Consider the following 19,613-nt stretch of genomic DNA (forward strand, 5'->3'; position numbering starts at 1 on the left):
CCGTGGAAATATTCAAAGAGTTTACTTTCGAGTCCGCGCACCGTTTGCCGCACGTACCCGAAGGGCACAAGTGCGGCCGTCTACACGGGCACTCGTTCCGAGTCGCGATTTATCTTGAGGGCGAGGTTAACGCCCATACAGGCTGGATTCGGGATTTCAGCGAGATCAAGCAGATCTTCAAGCCTGTCTACGAACGCCTCGACCATAACTATTTGAACGATCTGCCCGGCCTCGACAATCCAACCAGCGAAAACCTCGCCATATGGATCTGGAATGAGCTAAAGCCCCTATTGCCGGAGCTGTCGCGGGTACGCGTCCATGAAACCTGCACCAGTGGCTGTGAGTACCGCGGGCAGTGATGGTGCAGGCGCTGATCAGCGCTGTTTGCACACCAGCGGGCGCGTGGATCAGCCAACGAAGGCGCCCCGTTGGCAAGCCAGGGCGACCTTCGCCGTTATGGGCACACCGTGGGGCCTGCCGTGCAAGACCCAGGTGCGAAGCGATCTTTGCTTAGCTTTCGAGGCTGGCAAGGCGCTTCAGAAAAGACGCTTCGTCATCAACTTCCAGGCCCAGTTCGTTGGCCTTAGTCAGCTTGGAGCCGGCACCCGGCCCGGCTACCACCACACTGGTTTTCGCCGAAACCGAGCCTGAAACCTTCGCACCCAAAGCTTCCAGTCTTGCCTTTGCGTCGTCGCGGCTCATGCTTTCCAGCGTCCCCGTCAGCACCCAGGTCTGACCGGCCAGCGGCAAGCCTTCCGCGGCTTTTCTTTCGCTTTCCCAATGCATGCCGAACTCCTTCAGCTGGGCTTCGATGGCACGAGCGCGCGCAGCATTTGCCGGGTCGTCGAAATAGTCGCGCAGTGCGCGGGCCGCTTTTTCGTTGAGCCGTTCAACCTGACGCAGATCCAGCCAGTCGGCGTCGATAATGTCTCCAAGACTACCGAAACGACTTGCAAGCCGTTGGGCGCCGGTGGCCGCGATAAACGGGATATTCAGCCTGTCGAGCAGCTCTCCCAGTGTGGCGCAGGCAGCGAAGTCGGGATGCACATCGCCCTCCTCCTGCAGCTGAACCCCACGCGCGCGCAACTGCGCAATGACCGACTGGTTGTGTTCATCGTCAAAGAAGCTATGAATCTCGTGGGCGACTTCCAGGCCGATATCCGGCAGGTAAACCAACACATCGGGCAGTGCCCGACTGATGCGGTCCAGCGAACCCAGGGCACGCGCCAGCAGCTTCGCCGTGCCTTCGCCGACATCAGGAATGCCCAGGGCAAAGACGAAGCGGGCCAGGGACGGTGTACGACTGGCGTCAATGGCCTTTAGCAGGTTGCGGCTCGATACCTCGGCGAAACCTTCAAGTGCCAGAACCTGTTCAAAGCTCAGGCAATAGATGTCTGCTGGCGACTTGACCAGCCCGGCATCAACCAGCTGCTCAACAATCTTGTCGCCCAGGCCGTCGATATCCATGGCCCGGCGCGAAACGAAATGGATGATCGCCTGCTTGAGCTGCGCCTGACAGGCCAGACGACCAACGCAACGATAAATCGAACCTTCAGTCACCGACTCCCGGCCCTTGCTGCGCTTGATCAGCTGGGTACGCTCGACTGCCGAGCCGCAGACCGGGCAGTGCGCCGGCACATGAACGGCACGGGCATTCTCGGGTCGGCGCTCTGGAATGACCCCGAGGATCTGCGGAATGACGTCGCCGGCGCGGCGCACGATCACCGTATCGCCGATCATCACGCCCAGCCGGGCGACTTCATCCATGTTGTGCAGCGTGGCATTGGACACCGTCACGCCAGCAACCTGTGCGGGCTGCAGGCGCGCAACCGGCGTGATAGCGCCGGTGCGGCCAACCTGGAATTCCACGTCGAGCAGTTCGGTCACTTCCTCGCGTGCCGGAAATTTGTGCGCAATTGCCCAACGCGGTTCGCGAGCACGAAAGCCTAGCTCGCGTTGCTGAGCCGTCGAGTTGACCTTGAACACCACGCCGTCAATTTCATAAGGCAGCGCGTCGCGCTTCTCACCGATGGCATGAAAGTAATCGCGGCACTCTTTGACGCCTTTGGCCAGTTTGAGCTCGCGGCTGATCGGCAAGCCCCAGCCCCTGAGCGCCTCGAGGATACCAACATGGGTATCAGGTAAATCGCCATCGCTACGTCCGACGCCATAGGCACAGAGCTCCAACGGACGGCTGGCAGTGATCTTCGAATCCAGCTGCCGAAGGCTGCCTGCAGCGGCGTTTCTCGGGTTGGCGAACGGTTTGTTGCCCGCTTCCAGCTGACGTGCATTCAAGGTTTCGAAGCCCGCCTTCGGCATGTAGATCTCGCCGCGCACTTCCAAGACACTGGGCCAGCCGTCGCCGTGGAGCTTGAGCGGAATATTGCGCACGGTGCGGACGTTTGCGCTGATGTCTTCTCCGGTACTGCCATCACCGCGCGTCGCACCCCGCACCAGCTTGCCGTTTTCATAGAGCAGGCTTACCGCCAGGCCGTCGAGCTTCGGCTCGCAGCTGTATTCCAACTCGGCACCGTCACCGAAGAGGTCGCCTGACGGTAAATCAAGGCCTTCGCGGGCGCGACGGTCGAAGTCGATCAGGTCCTGCTCTTCGAAGGCGTTGCCCAGGCTCAGCATCGGCACTTCATGGCGGACTTGACCGAAGGCTGCCAACGCCGCGCCGCCGACGCGCTGGGTCGGTGAGTCCGGACTAACCAGCTCCGGATGCTCGGCCTCCAGCGCCTTGAGTTCATTGAACAGGCGATCGTACTCAGCATCAGGAACGCTGGGCTCGTCGAGCACGTAATAACGATAATTGTGGGCGTCGATTTCGCTGCGCAGCTCGGCGATGCGTTCTGCGGCGGTCTGGGCGGACGTCATGGTATTGGGGCCATAGCTGCAGGCTCGACCGAGCGCAGAAGGAGCGCGCCGGTCGACCTTATGTGGATGTTCTGCGCAGGATTTTAGCCTGTTTGCGTCACGGCATGGAGCGTCGGGCGGGAGAGTATCGGAGGCTTGACCGCCGTCTGCAGATCAGTGTGTCTTCGAAGAGTTGGAGGCGAAATCAGAGTCATCGTTGACCGGGATGGCTTCGGCCACCATCAGAGCTAAGCGAAAAGGCTTCGGTGGGCTGAAGCCCACCCTACGGGGCTCGATGAGGCCAGACGGTTCACTGCCCTAAAAAAACCGCTCCTGGGAGCGGTTTTCTGGATCAACGCTTGGTTGTCATCTGCCGACGTTCATAATCGACGATGCGCTGGCGGTAATGCTCGATGGTCTGAGCCGTAAGCACACTGCGCTGATCATCCTTGAGTTCGCCGTTCAGCTCCTGCGACAACTTCCGAGCGGCGGCAACCATGACATCGAACGCCTGTTTTGGGTGGCGCGGGCCGGGCAACCCCAGAAAGAAGCTCACTGCGGGCGTGGTGAAATGGTCGATATCGTCCAGATCGAACGTCCCAGGCTTGACCGCATTGGCCATGGAAAACAGAACTTCGCCATTGCCCGCCATGCTTTCGTGGCGGTGGAAGATGTCCATCTCGCCGAAGCGCAAACCACTTTCCAGAATATTCTGCAGCAGTGCGGGGCCACGGAAACCATGGGGGTCACGGGAAATAACGTTGATGACCAGTACTTCCTCGACGGGAGGCAGATCCTGATTAAAGTCACCGGTTGATTCCGCATCTTCATCCATTACCGGATCAAGCAGCGTGGGAACGGGCGCATCGTCGCTCGAGAAGTGCAGGTCACCCTGGCGCGGTTCGGCGGTGCGACGCTTACCGGTTTCGCGTGCGCTCATCGAAGGGAGATCGGATTCGTCCAGCGAAGGCTCGTTGTTTCGACTCACGACACGCGGCGGGCCCAGCAACTCGTTCGACTCGTCTTCTTCGGGAAGATTAGTCGCGATGTTGCGGTCCAGCTTGAATTTCAACTTGCCCTTGCTACCGCGCATCCGCCGCCAGCCATCGAAAAGAATCCCGGCGATGACAATGATGCCGATGACGATCAGCCACTCGCGCAGACCGATATCCATTAATGCTTAAACCCCTGAAATCGATGATAAAGACGCAGATTCAAAGCCGCTGAACAGGCTCATCTGCGCATCGTAAAAATTGCGCTCTAAACTAGCACGACGAACGGCAGCTTTGCACCGCCCGACGCGGCTCTTTTATTAGTCGTTCAACAGCTTCCACTGCGTTTGAAACAGCGTCACTCAAGCCTCTACGAGCGCCACCGCCGCCTCCACATCTACCGCAACCAGCCTTGAACATCCCGGCTCGTGCATGGTCACGCCCATCAGTTGGTCGGCCATTTCCATCGCGATCTTGTTGTGCGTGATGTAAATGAACTGCACCTTCTCCGACATCTCCTTGACCAGACGCGCATAGCGCCCGACGTTGGCGTCATCCAAAGGTGCATCCACTTCATCCAGCATGCAGAACGGCGCCGGGTTGAGTTGAAAGATCGCAAAGACCAACGCCAGCGCGGTCAGTGCCTTCTCACCGCCTGACAGCAGGTGAATCGTGCTGTTCTTCTTCCCCGGTGGACGCGCCATGATCGCCACCCCGGTATCGAGTAAATCTTCCCCGGTAAGTTCCAGATAAGCGTTGCCGCCACCGAAAACCTTTGGAAAAAGCGCCTGCAAACCACTATTTATCTGGTCGAAGGTTTCCTTGAAGCGATTGCGCGTTTCCTTGTCGATCTTGCGGATGACGTTCTCCAGCGTATCGAGTGCTTCGGCAAGGTCGTCGTTCTGCGCATCGAGGTAGCGTTTGCGCTCCGATTGCTGCTGATATTCGTCGATCGCAGCCAGGTTGATCGGGCCAAGACGCTGGATGCGCGCTGCCAGACGCTCGAGTTCGACCTCCCACGCGGCCTCACCAGCCCCGGCAGGCAACGTGGCCAGTACGCCGTGCAGATCGAAGCCATCCTCGTGCAACTGATCCTGTAGCGTCTTGCGCCTGACGCTGAGGGCCTGCCAGTCCATCCGCTGCTGCTCCAGCTGGCCACGCAGCAATTGTGCTTGCTGCTCGGCCTGAGTCCGGCGTTTCTCGGCATCGCGCAATTCGCGGTCAGAATCTTCGAGTGCCAAGCGTGCCAGCTTGAGCTCATCTTCGACGCCCATGCGCCGTTCCAGCAGTTCTTCGAGCTTCATGCGCAGTTCTTCGAGCGGCGCCTCGCCCTCTTCCAGATTCAGGCTCAGCTGTTCACGTCGCTCTACTGCGCGCTCGAACTGCTGCTCGAGGCGCTCAAGTGCGTGACGAATCGAATCATGCTGAGCCGTCAGCGAGCCGATACGGACAGCCAGCTGATGCGCATGATCCTTGTGCTGGCGCGCGTCCTGGCGAACCCGGTCCAGCTGCTCGCGGATGCCGTCTCGGCTCGCCAGCAGCGACTCGCGCTGCTCGGTATCGACGGCCATCGCGTCCAGCGCATCCTGCAACTGCAGACGCGACTCGCCCAGTTGCTCGGTTTCCAATGCGCGCTGCTCGGAGAGTTCGCCGAGTTCTTCGTCCAACCGGCGGCGGCGCAAGCTCAACTGTTCCAGCTTGGCGTGGCTGGCAGACAGGCGAGCATTCAGTTCGCTCTGCTGACGAGACAGCTCCTGGTGCTGACGGCGCTGCTGTTCACGACGTTCCTCTTGTTCGCGTTGTGCGTCGCGCAGTTGGCCGAGTTGCTCCGCCAACTGCTCAAGACCCGCCTCGCATTCATCGCGTTCGGCCTGCAAGCGCGCCAATTCCTGGCTGCGTGCGAGCAATCCGGACTCGGCCCCACCGGCCCTTCTGACCCGCAGAAAATGTCGGCCAACCCAGTAACCGTCACGGCTGATCAGGCTGTCGCCATCACCGAGCGAGCCACGTGCCGCCAATGCCTGTTCGAGGTCGTCCACTGGACGCACCCGACCCAGCCAGGGCGACAGATCTGTCGCCGAATCGACCTTGTCCAGCAGGCTTCCGCCGATCACGCCGTGTCCCTGTGCCGCACTGACCAGTCGGAGGTCGCCCTGCTCGAAGCCGCTCATGTCCAGGCCGTCGAAATCGTCCAGTAGCACCGCCTGCAGATCCGCGCCCAGCACGGTTTCGACGGCCAGTTCCCAGCCCGCCTCCACGCGCAACCCTTCGGCCAGGCGCGGCCGCTGGTCGAGCCCTCGCTCATGCAGCCAGTCAGAAACACCTTTCCCTGGATCCATGGCGGCTTGCTGCAGGGCATCCAACGAAGCAATACGGCCATCCATACGCTGCAACTGGCCCAGCGCCTCCTGCTCAGCGCGACTCGCCTGCTGCAGCTGCTCACGGAGCCCCTCGAGCTGTTGGTCGGTCAGTTCCTGTGCCGCAGACACCTCCTCGAGATTCATCTCGCCGACAGCCAACTGTTCGCTCATTTCAGCAACCACGGCATCTTCCGGATCGCCGGCGAGCAAGCTGAGCTCATCCTCGAGACGTCGCCGACGCTCGGCCAGCCTCTCCAGGCTCTGTTCAAGCTGCTGGATACGCGACTGCTCGACCTCCGCCGTCCGGCGCGGCTCCGCGCTCTGCTGGTTGAACCGTTCCCACTGCTCTTGCCACTGCTGCATCGTCGTTTCGGCTTCTTCGAGCTGGGCGGCAGTTTCCTCGGCTGCGGCGCCTGCGATCTCCTGCTCCGGTTCGAGCACGGCCAGCTCTTCGCCAAGGCTGGCGAGCGCGGTGCGGTCGTGAGCCAGATGAGATTCGGTCTCAAGTCGGGCTCGCTCGGCTTCGCGCAGATCGTCCTGCAGCTGACGCAAACGCTGTTGGCCGTGCTGAATGCTTTGCTCGACGCGAGCGATATCGCCGCCGACGGAATAGAAGCGGCCCTGCACGAGATTGAAGCGCTCCGACAGCTCGTGGTGACCGTCGCGTAGACGCTCGATGCTGGCGTCGGCATTGCGTTGCTCAGCCATCAATGCTTCGAAGCTGACCTCTTGGTCGCCGATCACCTGTTCACGTTGACCGACCTGCTCATTCAACGCCTGCCAGCGCAACGCCGACAGTTGGGCCTTCAGCTGCCGCTCCTCGGCTTTGTACTCCTGATATTTTTCCGCCGACTGCGCCTGACGATGCAGGCGCTCCAGCTGACGCTCGAGTTCCTCGCGCAGGTCGGTCAGACGGGCCAGGTTTTCATGGGTGCGGCGGATACGATTTTCCGTTTCCCGGCGGCGCTCCTTGTACTTGGAGATGCCGGCTGCCTCTTCGATGAAGTTGCGCAGGTCTTCCGGCTTGGCCTCGATCAGCTTGGAGATCATGCCTTGCTCGATGATCGAATAGCTGCGCGGCCCCAGGCCGGTGCCCAGGAAAATGTCGGTGATGTCACGCCGACGACATTTCACACCATTGAGAAAGTAGGTGTTCTGTGCATCGCGGGTCACCCGACGGCGGATCGAAATCTCGGCAAACGCCGCGTATTCGCCCAGCAGAGTGCCGTCCGAGTTATCGAAAATCAGCTCGATGCTGGCCTGGGTCACCGGTTTTCGGGTGTTGGAGCCGTTGAAGATGACATCCGTCATCAACTCGCCCCGCAAGTTCTTGGCCGAACTCTCGCCCATCACCCAGCGCACCGCGTCGATGATGTTGGACTTACCGCAACCGTTCGGACCGACCACAGCCGCCATGTTGCTGGGAAAGCTCACCGTGGTGGGGTCGACGAAGGATTTGAAACCGGCGAGCTTGATGCTTTTCAGACGCATGGAGGCCTATCCGTGGCAGTCAGCGTAGGGACGAACAAGCAGAGTCGCCATGAACATCGGAAGTCCTGGAGTCGGGTGGGTGCTGGCATAAAGCCGCGGAGTCTATCACGCCGCTTTTACCGCATCCTGCGCAGCAGTACAGCTATCTGGACCCTGCAGGCTGGACGTAGGGTGGGCTTCAGCCCACCGACAACGATGTACCACGTGGACTGAAGCAGAGCGTCCTCGGGCCCATGCTGGCCCTGTCAGGTGGGCTGAAGCCCACCCTACTTGTCGATCTGCGCTAAGCCGGCTGCCTCAACCGCCCGTCATGCTCATGAACCGCACCACCTGCACCTGCTCATCGGTGCGGAATTCGTGTTTCTCAGGCTTGAGCTGCAGCGCATCGACCAATGCCTGGCGCAGCCGCTCACGGTCGCCGGGGTAGCGACGCATCAGCGTCTTAAGATCCAGTGCGCCTTCGTGCCCGAGGCAGAGCACCAGCTTGCCTTCGGCGGTGACGCGCACCCGGTTGCAACTGCCGCAGAAATTATTGCTGTGGGGTGAAATGAAACCCACCTGAGTGTCGCTTCCGGCGACTTGCCAATAGCGCGACGGACCACCGGTGGTGTGGCTGCTGCGTATCAGTTGATGGCCGACTTCGATACGCTCGCGGACCTCGTCACTGGAGCAAAATGTAATCTCACGCTCATGGCTGGAGACGTTGCCGAGCGGCATTTCCTCGATAAAGCTGATATCCAGCCCGCGCTCGACGGCGAAATTCACCAGATCCAGGACTTCATCGTCGTTACGGCCTTTCTGGATCACGCTGTTGAGCTTGATTCGATCAAACCCGGCACTGCGCGCAGCATCGATACCGGCAACGACCTGGTCGAGCATGTCGCGGCGCGTAAGTTCGGCGAAACGCTCACGCTTGAGCGAATCGAGACTGATATTCAGGCGCTTGACCCCAGCCTCGCGAAGTACCGGCGCCAGTGTTGGCAGCTGTGAGCCGTTGGTCGTGATCGCCAGATCGTCCAATTCTTCACGCGCGCCCAGTCGACTCAGCAAGCTCGGCAAGCCCTTGCGCACCAGCGGCTCGCCACCGGTCACACGGATACGCTTTACGCCCAGGCTGATAAAGGCATCAGCCACGGCATAGAGTTCTTCCAAGGTGAGGATCTGTGCACGCGGAGCGAAAACCATGTCTTCGCTCATGCAGTAGGTGCAGCGGAAATCGCATCGATCAGTGACCGACAACCTCAGGTAGGTGATGCGTCGGCCGAATGGGTCGACCAACTTCGAATCTGGCATGTCGCTCTCCAACGGCTTGATGCGCATGTCTAAGACTATTCCTCCACGCCAAGTGTGGCAAAGGCTCCCGGCCTGAGTGGTTGACCGAAGACCGGCGCGAATGATCCATGCGATCCGCATCAGGCCCTAGGCGCTCCGATTCGCTTCGCACTGATACGGCGCGCCCACGGGTGGCTGCAAGGTTTTTTTTTGGACTACCGGCTGAACTCGGAGATACTTCGCCTTCGTGTTTTGCCGGGAGCCACCGCAGATGGACAACGACGCCCTCCGAACGATGAGCTGGCGCGAGCGAATCTACGTCATCATCTTTTTCACAAACACCCCGGCTGGAAAGCTTTTCGACACCACCCTCTTGTTTTTCATCTTCGCCAGCCTAGTGGTGGTGATGCTCGATAGCGTCGCAATTTACAACGACCAGTACGGCGGCGTGCTGGATGGGCTTGAGTGGTTGTTCACCGGCGTCTTTCTGATCGAGTATCTGGTGCGCATCTATTGCCACCCCGAACCACGTAAATATGTCGTCAGCTTCTACGGAGCTATCGATGTGCTATCGGTGGTCCCGGCGTTCATAGCCTTGCTCTATCCAGACGCTGAATACTTGTTGGTGGTCCGTGCAATCCGCATGTTGCGTGTATTTCGCGTGCTCAAGCTGACGCAGTACCTAAGCCAGGCCAACTTCCTGCTGGTCGCTCTGCGCGGTAGCAAGCAGAAGATCGTTGTGTTCCTGCTCAGCGTCACGACGCTGGTACTGATCTACGGCACGCTGATGTACGTGATCGAAGGTCCGTCTAACGGGTTCACCAGCATCCCGATGAGCATCTACTGGGCGGTAGTGACCATCACCACGGTCGGCTTCGGCGACATCGTTCCGCATACACCGCTGGGCAAGGCGGTAGCGACCCTGGTGATGATCACCGGTTACTCGATCATCGCCGTGCCCACCGGCATTTTCACAGCGGAGTTGGCGACTGCGATGCGCGCCGACAGCTTGCAGCACCGCTGTCCGAGCTGCGAAAAACTCAGCCATGAACCCAACGCGTCGTTCTGTAGCCGCTGCGGGACTCAGCTATTCAAGCGCAAGGCGCTGCACGACGAAGACGCTCAGATCGCGCACGATCCACAAACCGACTGAGCTGCGCAGTACGGGCTGAAAGTCGCCCCACTCCCGGGCGCTGCGCATCCGCTCCGAACCCCCCTGATATGAGGCTGTCACAACCTCTGACTTGCCGCTGGCTGGACGGAGACATGCATGCCCTTGCTCAAACTGGTGCACTTTGCCGGGCTGCTCTGCTGGTGCGGCACCCTGCTCTACCTACCGGCGCTGATCGCGGCAGGCACTCGGCGCAGTGACCCGCTCTTCTACCGTGACCATGCGCATCTGACGCGCATGGTGTTCAACCTGATCGGCACGCCAGCCGCGCTGGTCGCCATCGGCTCGGGTACGGCGCTTTTTCTGAGTCAGGGCCTCGTTGCCGGCTGGTTGATCGTCAAGCTCAGTACGGTGGCCGGCATGGTTTTTTGCCACGCCCTGTGCGGCGTGCTGGTGCTGCATGTAGAGCGCGCGCCTGAGCAGAGCGTAAACATTCGTTGTCGTTTGCTTGGTGCAGTCGCCGCAACGCTCATCACCGCGACGCTTTGGCTTGTGCTGGCAAAGCCTTTCTAGCCCATGGCCCGAACCGCTCGATCACCTCGAAGATGCCCATGACCGAACGATCCCAAGCCCCGTCTTCTTCTGGATCAGACCTTGTCCAGATCGACCCCGACAGCATGCTCGTAGACCAGCCGGCCGCCGAGATAAGCCGCGAGGGAAATCAGCACGGCAGTGATCGCCGAGAGGTAGAGCGCCCACAGCTGCATGCTCTGGGCGTCATTCTGGTAGCGCAGCAGCCAGTTCAGCGAAGCCAGCGACAGCATCATCACGGCGAGGATCGCATGGCACCAGGCCGTAATCTTCTGCCTGATCTCGCGCACGGTCACCAGGTCGATCAGTCCGAAGATGCTGGCGACCCAGCCTCCCAGCGCGCCCACACCGGACAACCACAAGCCGGCACGCCACCAGAAGTCATCCAGCGTCCAGAGGTGCGCAAGATCGACCGGCAGCAAGCCAGTCAGCGCGGCGACTGGAAAGTGGATAAGCATCGGGTGCAACGGGTGGCCGGCTATCGCAGCGCGACTGTGGATGGAATCTCTGTATCGGGCCATTTGGCGCTCCGGCAGCTTTTTTCTGGAGTTAGCCGCCCCGCAAGACGAGCCGGCGACCTTTTGAAATGGACCACGCTGGCGCTGGCAGTTCCTTTATTGAGTGGCTGCGGCGGTCCGCTGTCCTCGCTCAACCCAGCCAGTCCCATGGCGCGCCAGATATCTCACGTCTGGTGGGGGATGTTTGCGTTCGCCACGCTGGTGCTGGTGGCTGTCAGCGCGATATGGATCTACGCGCTGGCACGCAAGCCGCGGGAAACCAGCGAGGAAAAGGCTCTCAAGATCAACCGCCGCTGGGTCATTGGCGGCGGCATCGTGCTACCGAGCGTGAGCATCGTTGTTCTGCTGATCTTCGGCATCCCCACCGGGCGCAGCATGATGCCCTTGCCAGTCCAGGGTCAGCCGCCGTTGAAGATTGAGGTCACCGGTCACCAATGGTGGTGGGAGGTGCACTACCCCGATAGCGGTGTCACCACGGCGAACCAGCTGATCATACCGGCGGGACGGCTGATAGACGTAAACGTTACCAGCGCCGATGTTATCCATTCGTTCTGGATTCCGAGACTCGGCGGAAAAATGGACATGATCCCTGGACGCACCAACGTCATCCGCTTGCAAGCAGGCCATACCGGCATCTTTCACGGTCAGTGCTCGGAGTTCTGCGGCTTGCAGCATGCCCATATGAAACTGCATGTCGAAGCGTTGGACGAAGCCGGTTTCGATGAGTGGATCGCCGCCCGGGAGAGCTTCAGCATCGAGCAACGGGCGCCGGGCGACGCTGGCCGGGTGTTCGATGAACGCTGCGGTCAGTGCCACCGTGTCGCCGGTATCAGTAATGGCAATCGGGCGCCTGACCTCACGGACCTTGCGACACGGCCAAGCCTCGGCGCCGGCGTGATCGACAACGACCATGACGGGCTACGGCGGTGGCTAGGCGAACACAAGACGCTCAAATTCGGCAACGGGATGCCCGCGCACGACGACGTTCCGCCGCAAACACTTGATCAGATTGCCGACTGGCTGGAGACGCTCGCTCCATGACTCAACTCGACCACAGCAGCAAGCCCAGCACGGACCCGGATCAGCTGCACGACCAGTTCAACGATGTCTGGGGCAATCCGCGCGGCTGGCGCGCGCTGACCATTGTCAACCACACCACCATTGGCCTGCGCTTTCTGGTCACAGGGGCCGTGTTCTTTTTGATCGGCGGGCTGATGGCGATGCTCATCCGCACCCAGCTGGCTCTGCCCGGTTATGTTCTGATGGAGCCGGAAGTCTACAACCAGGTCTTCACCATGCACGGCTCGGTGATGATGTTCCTGTTCGCCGTGCCGATGATGGAAGGCCTGGCGGTCTACCTGATCCCGAAGATGATCGGCGCGCGAGATTTGATCTTTCCGCGCCTCTCGTCACTTGGCTATTTCTGCTACCTGTTCGGCGGCATCATCCTGTTGTCCAGCGTGTTCCTCGGCGTTGCGCCCAAGGCCGGCTGGTTTATGTACACGCCGCTATCGAGTTCGGCGCATATGCCGGGCGTGAACTCGGACTTTTGGCTCCTTGGCATCACCTTCGTGGAGATCTCCGCGGTCAGTGCCGGCGTCGAACTGGTGGTCTCGATCCTGCGCACACGTACCAGTGGCATGGCGCTGCACAAGATGCCGCTGTACGCCTGGTACATCCTGGTCATGGCGCTGATGATCGTGTTCGGCTTCCCGCCGCTGATCCTGGGCAGCATTCTGCTGGAGCTGGAGCGCGCTGCCAGCATGCCCTTTTTCGATCCAGCCAAGGGCGGCGATCCGGTGCTCTGGCAGCACCTGTTCTGGCTGTTCGGCCATCCGGAGGTGTACATCATCTTCCTGCCCGGGGCAGGTATCGTCTCGACCTTGTTACCGGTGTTTTGCCAGCGGCCGCTAGTGGGGTATCGCTGGGTGGTGCTCGGCGTACTGACCACCGGATTCCTCAGTTTCGGGCTGTGGGTACACCACATGTTCACCGTCGGCATTCCGGCATTGGCGCTGGGGTTCTTCTCCGCGGCGAGCATGCTCGTGGCAATACCCACTGGCGTGCAGATCTTTGCCTGGATCGCGACGTTATGGCTGGGTAAACCGGTCTATCACGTGCCGATGCTCTGGCTGGTGGGCTTCCTGATCGTATTCGTCTGTGGCGGCCTGACCGGGGTGATGGTGGCGCTAGTGCCCTTCGACTGGCAGGTGCATGACACCCACTTCATCGTCGCGCACATGCATTACGTACTGGTCGGCGGGATGTTCTTTCCGCTGATGGCCGGACTTTACTACTGGCTGCCGCACTTTTCCGGCCGTATGCCCTCGGTGCGCCTGGGTCGCTGGGGCTTCTGGCTGGTGTTCATCGGTTTCAACACGACGTTCCTGATCATGCACTGGACCGGCCTGATCGGCATGCCGCGACGGGTCTACACCTACGACACCGGTCTGGGTTGGGACCTGCCCAACCTGATCTCCTCAATTGGCAGCTTCATCATGGCCATCGGCATCGGCACCATTTTGCTGGATATCGTGCTGCACTTCCGCTTCGGCCAACCGGCAAAAACCAACCCCTGGAATGCCGACACGCTGGAATGGGCCACGAGCCTGCCGCCGAGCCCGTACAACTTTGTCAGCTTGCCGGACGTCACCGACCGTCATCCGCTGTGGACGGACCCGGACCTGCCCAACAGCATTGCCCGCGCCGAGCACTCGCTGAAGGCCATCGACCATGGCCGGCGTGAAACCTGGGGCTCGGACCCACTGAGCGGCAAGGTCCGTGAAATCATTCATCTGCCTGGCAACAGCTGGTGGCCGTTCGTGGCTTCGGTGTTTCTGGCGGTGCTCTGCCTGAGCCTGCTGAACAAGTTCTACTGGGTCGCGTTGATTGCGACCGTTGCCACTTTGATCACGCTTTTTCGCTGGTCTTGGGAAAACGGTGCGCACCCCGCGGCCGCGCCGGATGCACAGACGCAACCCGGAGAACCCCCTCTGCACTCGCGGACGTTCGACGGTCCCGGACTCTGGGGGATGGGTGTCACCCTGCTGGCCAACGGCACACTTTACTTATCTCTGCTGTTCGGCTGGTTCTACCTGTGGACAGTCTCACCCGAATGGATGGTGCCGGAGCATTCCGACCTGAACGGCTGGCTGATGCTCACAAGTGCCGTGCTGCTGACGATCGGGACGATGTGGATGCGACTCGTGCCTGGCCGGTTGCGTCGGGGAAGCGGCGGACAGTTGATGCTCAACCTCGGCGCCATCACGGCGATCGGTGCCGTACAGTGGGCACTGTTGTTGTGGCTGCTGATGACGGCAAACCTGAAAGTGACCGAGACAGCGCACGATGCGGTGGTCTTCGTGATTCTTGCCTATAGCCTGATTCATTGCGGGCTGGCGACGATCCTCACCCTGTTGCAGACCTTACGCGTGAAGTATGGCTACGTCGGCGACAAGGCGCCCTATGAGGTGGTGGTCGTCGAGCAGCTCTGGTACTACAACCTCGGCGTGATATGGAGCGCGTACGCCGCGATTGTCCTGTTCCCGAATGCGTGGGGAGGTGCCTGATGAAGTACAACCGCACGTCCGTCTTTCATCCCATTCAGATTCCGTTTGGGCTGACCATCTGGAGCCTCTGGTTTGCGGCCATGTACGGATCGCACGCGGTGGTCTGCGGCATCGCACCACCGGACCCCAGCCAGGGGGTATTCAACTGGCTGAATGCAAGCTTCGGCCTGTTCACGGTGCTGGTGATAGTTTTGCTGCTTTGGCTAGGGCGCCGGACCTGGAAGCTGGCACACGAACCCAACGATCTCAATGATCGGCAGGTTTTCGTGCTCAAGGTGTCGTCCGGGATTCACTTCATCGCCGCCTTGTCGACGGTATTCGTCGGCATGCAACTGGTGTTTTTGCCTCCGTGCATCTGAACGAAGCACCTAGTTTGCGCAGCGTTCAGTCGAGCTTCTTGCGTATCCAGTACAAATAGGTGCCTTCTTCGGCCTGCTGATCGACCAGCTCGTGGCCCAAAAAAACGCAGAACTTGGGAATGTCGCGCTGAGTCGATGGGTCGGTCGCGATGACTTTCAGGACTTCGCCAGCGGGCAGGTCGCGCACCTTGTTGTGCAGCATCATCACCGGTTCAGGGCAGTTGAGGCCGCTGGCATCGAGCAGCGCATTGGCAGGCAGTTCGGTAGTTCGAAACATCAGGGGCTCCACAAAAACAGGACGACATTGTCGCGCAAAAAGCAGGCGGCGAGGGTTCACAACCGACGCAGATGGCAAGTCACTTCCTCGCGGTCGTGGTAAAGCTGCTTGCAGCCGATGCTCGCCTTCACTCCTCGTTCGGCAAGCCCGTCGGCGATGCGTTCCAGCAGTCGTTTCACCTCGGCATAGCGTTGCTTCATTGGCAGTTTCAGGTTGACCACCGCTTCGCGGCACAAACCTTCGCCGATCCATGTTTCGAGCAGCGCAGCATTCTTGGCGGGTTTCTCGACGATGTCGCAGACCATCCAGTTCACCGGGCGCTTGGGGCGGAAGGCAAAACCGTCGGCACGATAATGACCGACCAGACCGGAGTCGAGCAGCTCCTCATTCATCGGTCCGTTGTCGACCGCCATCACTTCAATTTCACGATTGACCAGCTGCCACGTCCAGCCGCCAGGCGACGCGCCGAGGTCGACGGCCGTCATGCCTGGAGCCAGGCGCTCGTCCCACTGTTCGCGTGGGATGAAGTGGTGCCACGCCTCTTCGAGCTTCAAGGTCGAGCGACTCGGCGCTTGCCGAGGGAATTTCAGCCGGGGAATGCCCATAGGCCACATCGCGCTGTTCTTTGCCTCAGCAATTCCGGCGAACACCTCGCGACCACTCTTGAAGGTAAGCAACAGACGGGGCCCCTGCCCGCCCTCCTTCAGTTTTCCAGCCTTTTCCAACGCCTTGCGAAGAGGCGCCTCGAACTTGCGGCAGAAGTTTGAAAGCTCTTTGCCATCGTTGGTATCCAGCACTTCCAGCCATAGGCTGCTGAATACCGGCATGGATTTCAGGTGATCGAGCAGTACACCGATCCGATCAGTTTCCGGAAGTGTCAGCCATTCGCCACGCGCCCACTGCCGTGGAAATATAAGCCGCGCGAAACGGGCGCCGCTCATCAAGCGCTCCGGCCCTACTGCGTCGTTGCAGATGAACTCGGCACAGGCACTGTCGGTTTTCGCCTTGGCGTAGCCGGCCACATCGAGACGAGCGGCCTGGTCGCTGATCTCGGCGCACACTTCGTTTTCAAAACCGGGGCGGCAATGCAGCAGCAATGTATTCATCTACGAACCCTATAAGCGGCGCAAAGCGCATCGGCGCAAGCGCCCCCTACGACAAAAGCCGAACATGATAGCCGAGTGGGGAACCACGGGCTTGCAGGTTCGGTCCAGTGAACAGTCGCGGGAGTTGATCTACCGCGACACCCAGCGCATCTGAGCGGCTGCGGACAAGCTGTCCGCGGCGAGCCTCCGCACTTTCGCCATGTCTCTTGGCGGCCAGTTTGTGGCGAACTATTACGCCAGAGGCTAGGTTCTAAAGGATACTCCCGACTCAATCAGCCCGGCCGTGCGGGCAAAAAGGAGAGACGAATGCCATCCCTGGACAGCCTGAATTGCCGTCGCAGTCTCGACGTGAACGGCAAGACCTACCACTACTACAGCCTCCCGGAAGCTGCAAAACAGCTGGGCGACATCAGCCGCCTGCCCACCTCGCTGAAGGTACTGCTGGAAAACCTGTTGCGCTGGGAAGATGGCACAACTGTTCGCGCCGATGACTTCAACTCGTTGGCCGTTTGGCTCAAGACCCATACCTCCGAACGCGAGATCCAGTATCGCCCCGCGCGGGTATTGATGCAGGACTTCACTGGCGTACCTGCGGTTGTCGATCTGACAGCCATGCGTGACGCAGTCTCCCGTGCCGGCGCCGACCCACAGCGGATCAACCCGTTGTCACCGGTGGATCTGGTGATCGACCACTCGGTGATGGTGGACCGTTTCGGCACGGACAAGGCCTTCGAGCAGAACGTTGACATTGAAATGCAGCGCAACGGCGAGCGCTACGAGTTCCTGCGCTGGGGGCAGCAAGCATTCGATAACTTCCGCGTGGTGCCGCCGGGCACCGGCATCTGTCATCAGGTCAACCTGGAATATCTGGGACAGGTCGTCTGGACCAAGGAAGAGAACGGCGAAACCATTGCTTACCCTGACACGCTGGTGGGCACCGACTCGCATACCACGATGATCAACGGCCTCGGCGTGCTGGGCTGGGGTGTCGGCGGCATCGAAGCGGAGGCCGCAATGCTCGGCCAACCGGTCTCGATGCTGATTCCGGAAGTGATCGGCATGCGCCTGACCGGCAAGCTCAACGAAGGTGTGACGGCCACCGACCTGGTGCTGACCGTAACGCAGATTCTGCGTAAGCACGGTGTAGTGGGTAAGTTCGTCGAGTTCTTCGGGCCGGGGCTGGATCAGCTACCACTCGCCGATCGCGCCACAATCGGCAACATGGCGCCGGAATATGGCGCGACCTGCGGCTTCTTCCCGGTCGACCAGGTCACCATCGATTACCTGCGACTGACCGGTCGTGACGAAGACCGCATCGCGCTGGTCGAGGCCTATTGCAAGGCGCAAGGCATGTGGCGCGACACTAATTCTCCGGACCCGATCTTCACCGCCACGCTGGAGCTGGACCTGGCCGAGGTCAAACCCTCACTGGCCGGCCCCAAGCGCCCTCAGGACAGGGTTTCGCTCGAAGATATCGGCGCCAACTTCGATCTACTGCTTGAAACCAGCGGCAAGACCCAGCAAGCCGCAAGCTCGGTCCCGGTCGCCGGCGAAAACTTCAACCTCAAGCACGGCGCGGTGGTGATCGCAGCGATCACGTCCTGCACCAACACCTCCAACCCGAACGTGCTGATGGCAGCGGGCCTTGTAGCGAAAAAGGCGCTTGAGCGCGGTCTCAAGCGTGCGCCCTGGGTGAAGTCGTCCTTAGCGCCGGGTTCCAAGGTCGTCACCGATTATCTGGAACGCGCCGGTCTGAATACCTACCTCGATCAGCTCGGCTTCAATCTCGTCGGCTATGGTTGCACCACCTGCATTGGTAACTCCGGACCGCTGCCAGAGGCGATCGGCCAGGCGATTACCGATAACGATCTTGTGGTGTCGTCAGTGCTGTCCGGAAACCGGAACTTTGAAGGCCGTGTGCATCCGCTGGTCAAGGCCAACTGGCTGGCATCACCGCCGCTGGTGGTGGCATTCGCGCTGGCCGGCACCACCCGAATCAACATGGAAAAAGATCCGCTGGGCTATGACGAGCAAAACCAGCCCGTTTACCTCAGGGACATCTGGCCGACCAGTGCAGAAGTGAACGAGGCGGTCAGCAAGATCGACGGACAAATGTTCCGCACCCGCTACGCCGATGTATTCAGCGGCGATGAGCATTGGCAGTCCATTGCGGTTACCGCCGGCGACACCTACAAATGGAACAACAATTCCAGCTATGTGCAGAATCCGCCATTCTTCGAGGACATCGGGCAGCCCCTGACGCCACAGAAAGATGTCGAGAACGCTCGAATCCTCGCGCTGTTTGGCGACTCCATCACCACCGATCACATCTCCCCGGCCGGGAACATCAAGGCCAGCTCCCCCGCGGGCGTGTACTTGCAGGAACTGGGCGTAAAACCGGAGGACTTCAATTCCTACGGCTCACGCCGGGGTAACCACGAGGTCATGATGCGCGGCACCTTTGCCAACATCCGCATCAAGAACGAGATGCTCGGCGGCGAGGAAGGCGGCGACACCTTGTATCAGCCAAGCGGCGAGCGGATGTCAATTTATGACGCGGCGATGCGCTACCAGGCTGAGGGCGTGCCACTTGTCGTCATCGCAGGCAAGGAATACGGCACTGGCTCCAGCCGTGATTGGGCCGCCAAGGGTACCAACCTACTGGGCGTGAAGGCGGTGATCGCCGAAAGCTTCGAGCGTATCCACCGCTCAAACCTGATCGGCATGGGCGTTCTGGCGCTGCAGTTCGTGGGTGATCAGAACCGGCAGTCGCTGGGGCTGACCGGTAGCGAGAAGCTGTCGATCCGCGGCCTGAGCGCCGACATCAAGCCACGCCAGCTGCTGACAGTCGACGTAGAACGAGCCGGCGGTGGGTGCGACAGCTTTCAGGTGCTCTGCCGCATCGACACCCTCAACGAGGTTGAGTACTTCAAAGCCGGCGGCATCCTGCATTACGTGCTTCGCCAGTTGATCGAGGGCTGATAAAAAGAAACAGACGTCTGCTTCTAAGAGGCCCGCTGCAGCACATCTGCAGCGGGCTTTTTTGTGCTGCCACTTATCTGTTGACGCTTAAGTCTTTGGAAAATGAGCCGTTACGATGCCAAGAACAAC

At 60.4% G+C, this 19,613-nt stretch carries 14 protein-coding genes; 7 read left to right on the forward strand and 7 right to left on the reverse strand.

Going from position 1 to position 19,613, the window contains the following annotated elements; translation table 11 throughout:
* Nucleotides 1-2 precede the first annotated feature (2 nt).
* Entirely contained in the window at nucleotides 3-359 is a 357-nt protein-coding gene (gene queD, locus BUE09_RS07380; RefSeq protein ID WP_073300077.1) for a 6-carboxytetrahydropterin synthase QueD, read from the forward strand.
* Between the two features lie 151 nt (nucleotides 360-510).
* Here the strand turns inward: queD and ligA are convergent, their stop codons facing one another.
* From ligA to moaA, 4 genes are all read right to left on the reverse strand, one after another.
* Entirely contained in the window at nucleotides 511-2,877 is a 2,367-nt protein-coding gene (gene ligA / locus BUE09_RS07385) for an NAD-dependent DNA ligase LigA (protein ID WP_073300079.1), read from the reverse strand.
* 331 nt (nucleotides 2,878-3,208) lie between these two features.
* Nucleotides 3,209-4,030, reverse strand: coding sequence for a cell division protein ZipA (gene zipA, locus BUE09_RS07390; RefSeq protein WP_073300081.1), 822 nt, complete (start codon nucleotides 4,028-4,030; stop codon nucleotides 3,209-3,211).
* 180 nt (nucleotides 4,031-4,210) lie between these two features.
* A complete protein-coding gene (smc, locus tag BUE09_RS07395) occupies nucleotides 4,211-7,699 on the reverse strand; it encodes a chromosome segregation protein SMC (protein ID WP_073300083.1) in 3,489 nt (1,162 codons plus the stop codon).
* Nucleotides 7,700-7,996: 297 nt separating this feature from the next.
* Complete coding sequence (gene moaA, locus BUE09_RS07400) at nucleotides 7,997-8,992, reverse strand: GTP 3',8-cyclase MoaA (RefSeq protein ID WP_073300332.1); 996 nt, start codon at nucleotides 8,990-8,992, stop codon at nucleotides 7,997-7,999.
* 250 nt (nucleotides 8,993-9,242) lie between these two features.
* Between moaA and BUE09_RS07405 the strand changes: the two genes are divergently transcribed.
* Together BUE09_RS07405 and BUE09_RS07410 are read left to right on the forward strand one after the other, a co-directional pair.
* On the forward strand, nucleotides 9,243-10,124 hold the full coding sequence (locus BUE09_RS07405) for an ion transporter (RefSeq protein ID WP_073300085.1): 882 nt from the start codon (nucleotides 9,243-9,245) through the stop codon (nucleotides 10,122-10,124).
* A 117-nt stretch (nucleotides 10,125-10,241) separates the two neighbouring features.
* Nucleotides 10,242-10,655, forward strand: a complete 414-nt coding sequence (locus BUE09_RS07410) for a CopD family protein (RefSeq protein WP_073300087.1) — start codon at nucleotides 10,242-10,244, stop codon at nucleotides 10,653-10,655.
* A gap of 74 nt (nucleotides 10,656-10,729) precedes the next feature.
* On the opposite strand, the gene BUE09_RS07415 is transcribed toward BUE09_RS07410, so the two are convergent.
* A complete protein-coding gene (locus BUE09_RS07415; protein ID WP_019339276.1) occupies nucleotides 10,730-11,194 on the reverse strand; it encodes a DUF2231 domain-containing protein in 465 nt (154 codons plus the stop codon).
* A 144-nt stretch (nucleotides 11,195-11,338) separates the two neighbouring features.
* On the opposite strand from BUE09_RS07415, the gene coxB reads away from it, so the two are divergent.
* Genes coxB through BUE09_RS07430 form a run of 3 tightly spaced genes read left to right on the forward strand, consistent with a single transcriptional unit; the run spans nucleotide 11,339 to nucleotide 15,119 of the window.
* Nucleotides 11,339-12,232, forward strand: coding sequence for a cytochrome c oxidase subunit II (gene coxB, locus BUE09_RS07420; protein ID WP_073300334.1), 894 nt, complete (start codon nucleotides 11,339-11,341; stop codon nucleotides 12,230-12,232).
* Complete coding sequence (gene ctaD, locus BUE09_RS07425) at nucleotides 12,229-14,760, forward strand: cytochrome c oxidase subunit I (protein ID WP_073300089.1); 2,532 nt, start codon at nucleotides 12,229-12,231, stop codon at nucleotides 14,758-14,760. The genes coxB and ctaD overlap by 4 nt, the downstream gene beginning before the upstream one ends.
* Complete coding sequence (locus BUE09_RS07430; RefSeq protein WP_073300091.1) at nucleotides 14,760-15,119, forward strand: hypothetical protein; 360 nt, start codon at nucleotides 14,760-14,762, stop codon at nucleotides 15,117-15,119. The genes ctaD and BUE09_RS07430 overlap by 1 nt, the downstream gene beginning before the upstream one ends.
* 25 nt (nucleotides 15,120-15,144) lie before the next feature.
* On the opposite strand, the gene tusA is transcribed toward BUE09_RS07430, so the two are convergent.
* Both tusA and rlmM read right to left on the reverse strand, forming a co-directional pair.
* Entirely contained in the window at nucleotides 15,145-15,396 is a 252-nt protein-coding gene (tusA, locus tag BUE09_RS07435) for a sulfurtransferase TusA (RefSeq protein ID WP_073300093.1), read from the reverse strand.
* Between the two features lie 56 nt (nucleotides 15,397-15,452).
* Nucleotides 15,453-16,502 (reverse strand): 23S rRNA (cytidine(2498)-2'-O)-methyltransferase RlmM, encoded by a 1,050-nt coding sequence (rlmM, locus tag BUE09_RS07440; protein WP_073300095.1) that lies wholly within the window; start codon nucleotides 16,500-16,502, stop codon nucleotides 15,453-15,455.
* Between the two features lie 306 nt (nucleotides 16,503-16,808).
* On the opposite strand from rlmM, the gene acnA reads away from it, so the two are divergent.
* Nucleotides 16,809-19,484: an aconitate hydratase AcnA gene (gene acnA / locus BUE09_RS07445; protein ID WP_073300097.1), complete on the forward strand. Its 2,676-nt coding sequence runs from the start codon at nucleotides 16,809-16,811 to the stop codon at nucleotides 19,482-19,484.
* Nucleotides 19,485-19,613: the final 129 nt, after the last annotated feature.

It is taken from the genome of Stutzerimonas xanthomarina DSM 18231, from assembly GCF_900129835.1.
Lineage (GTDB): Bacteria > Pseudomonadota > Gammaproteobacteria > Pseudomonadales > Pseudomonadaceae > Stutzerimonas > Stutzerimonas xanthomarina.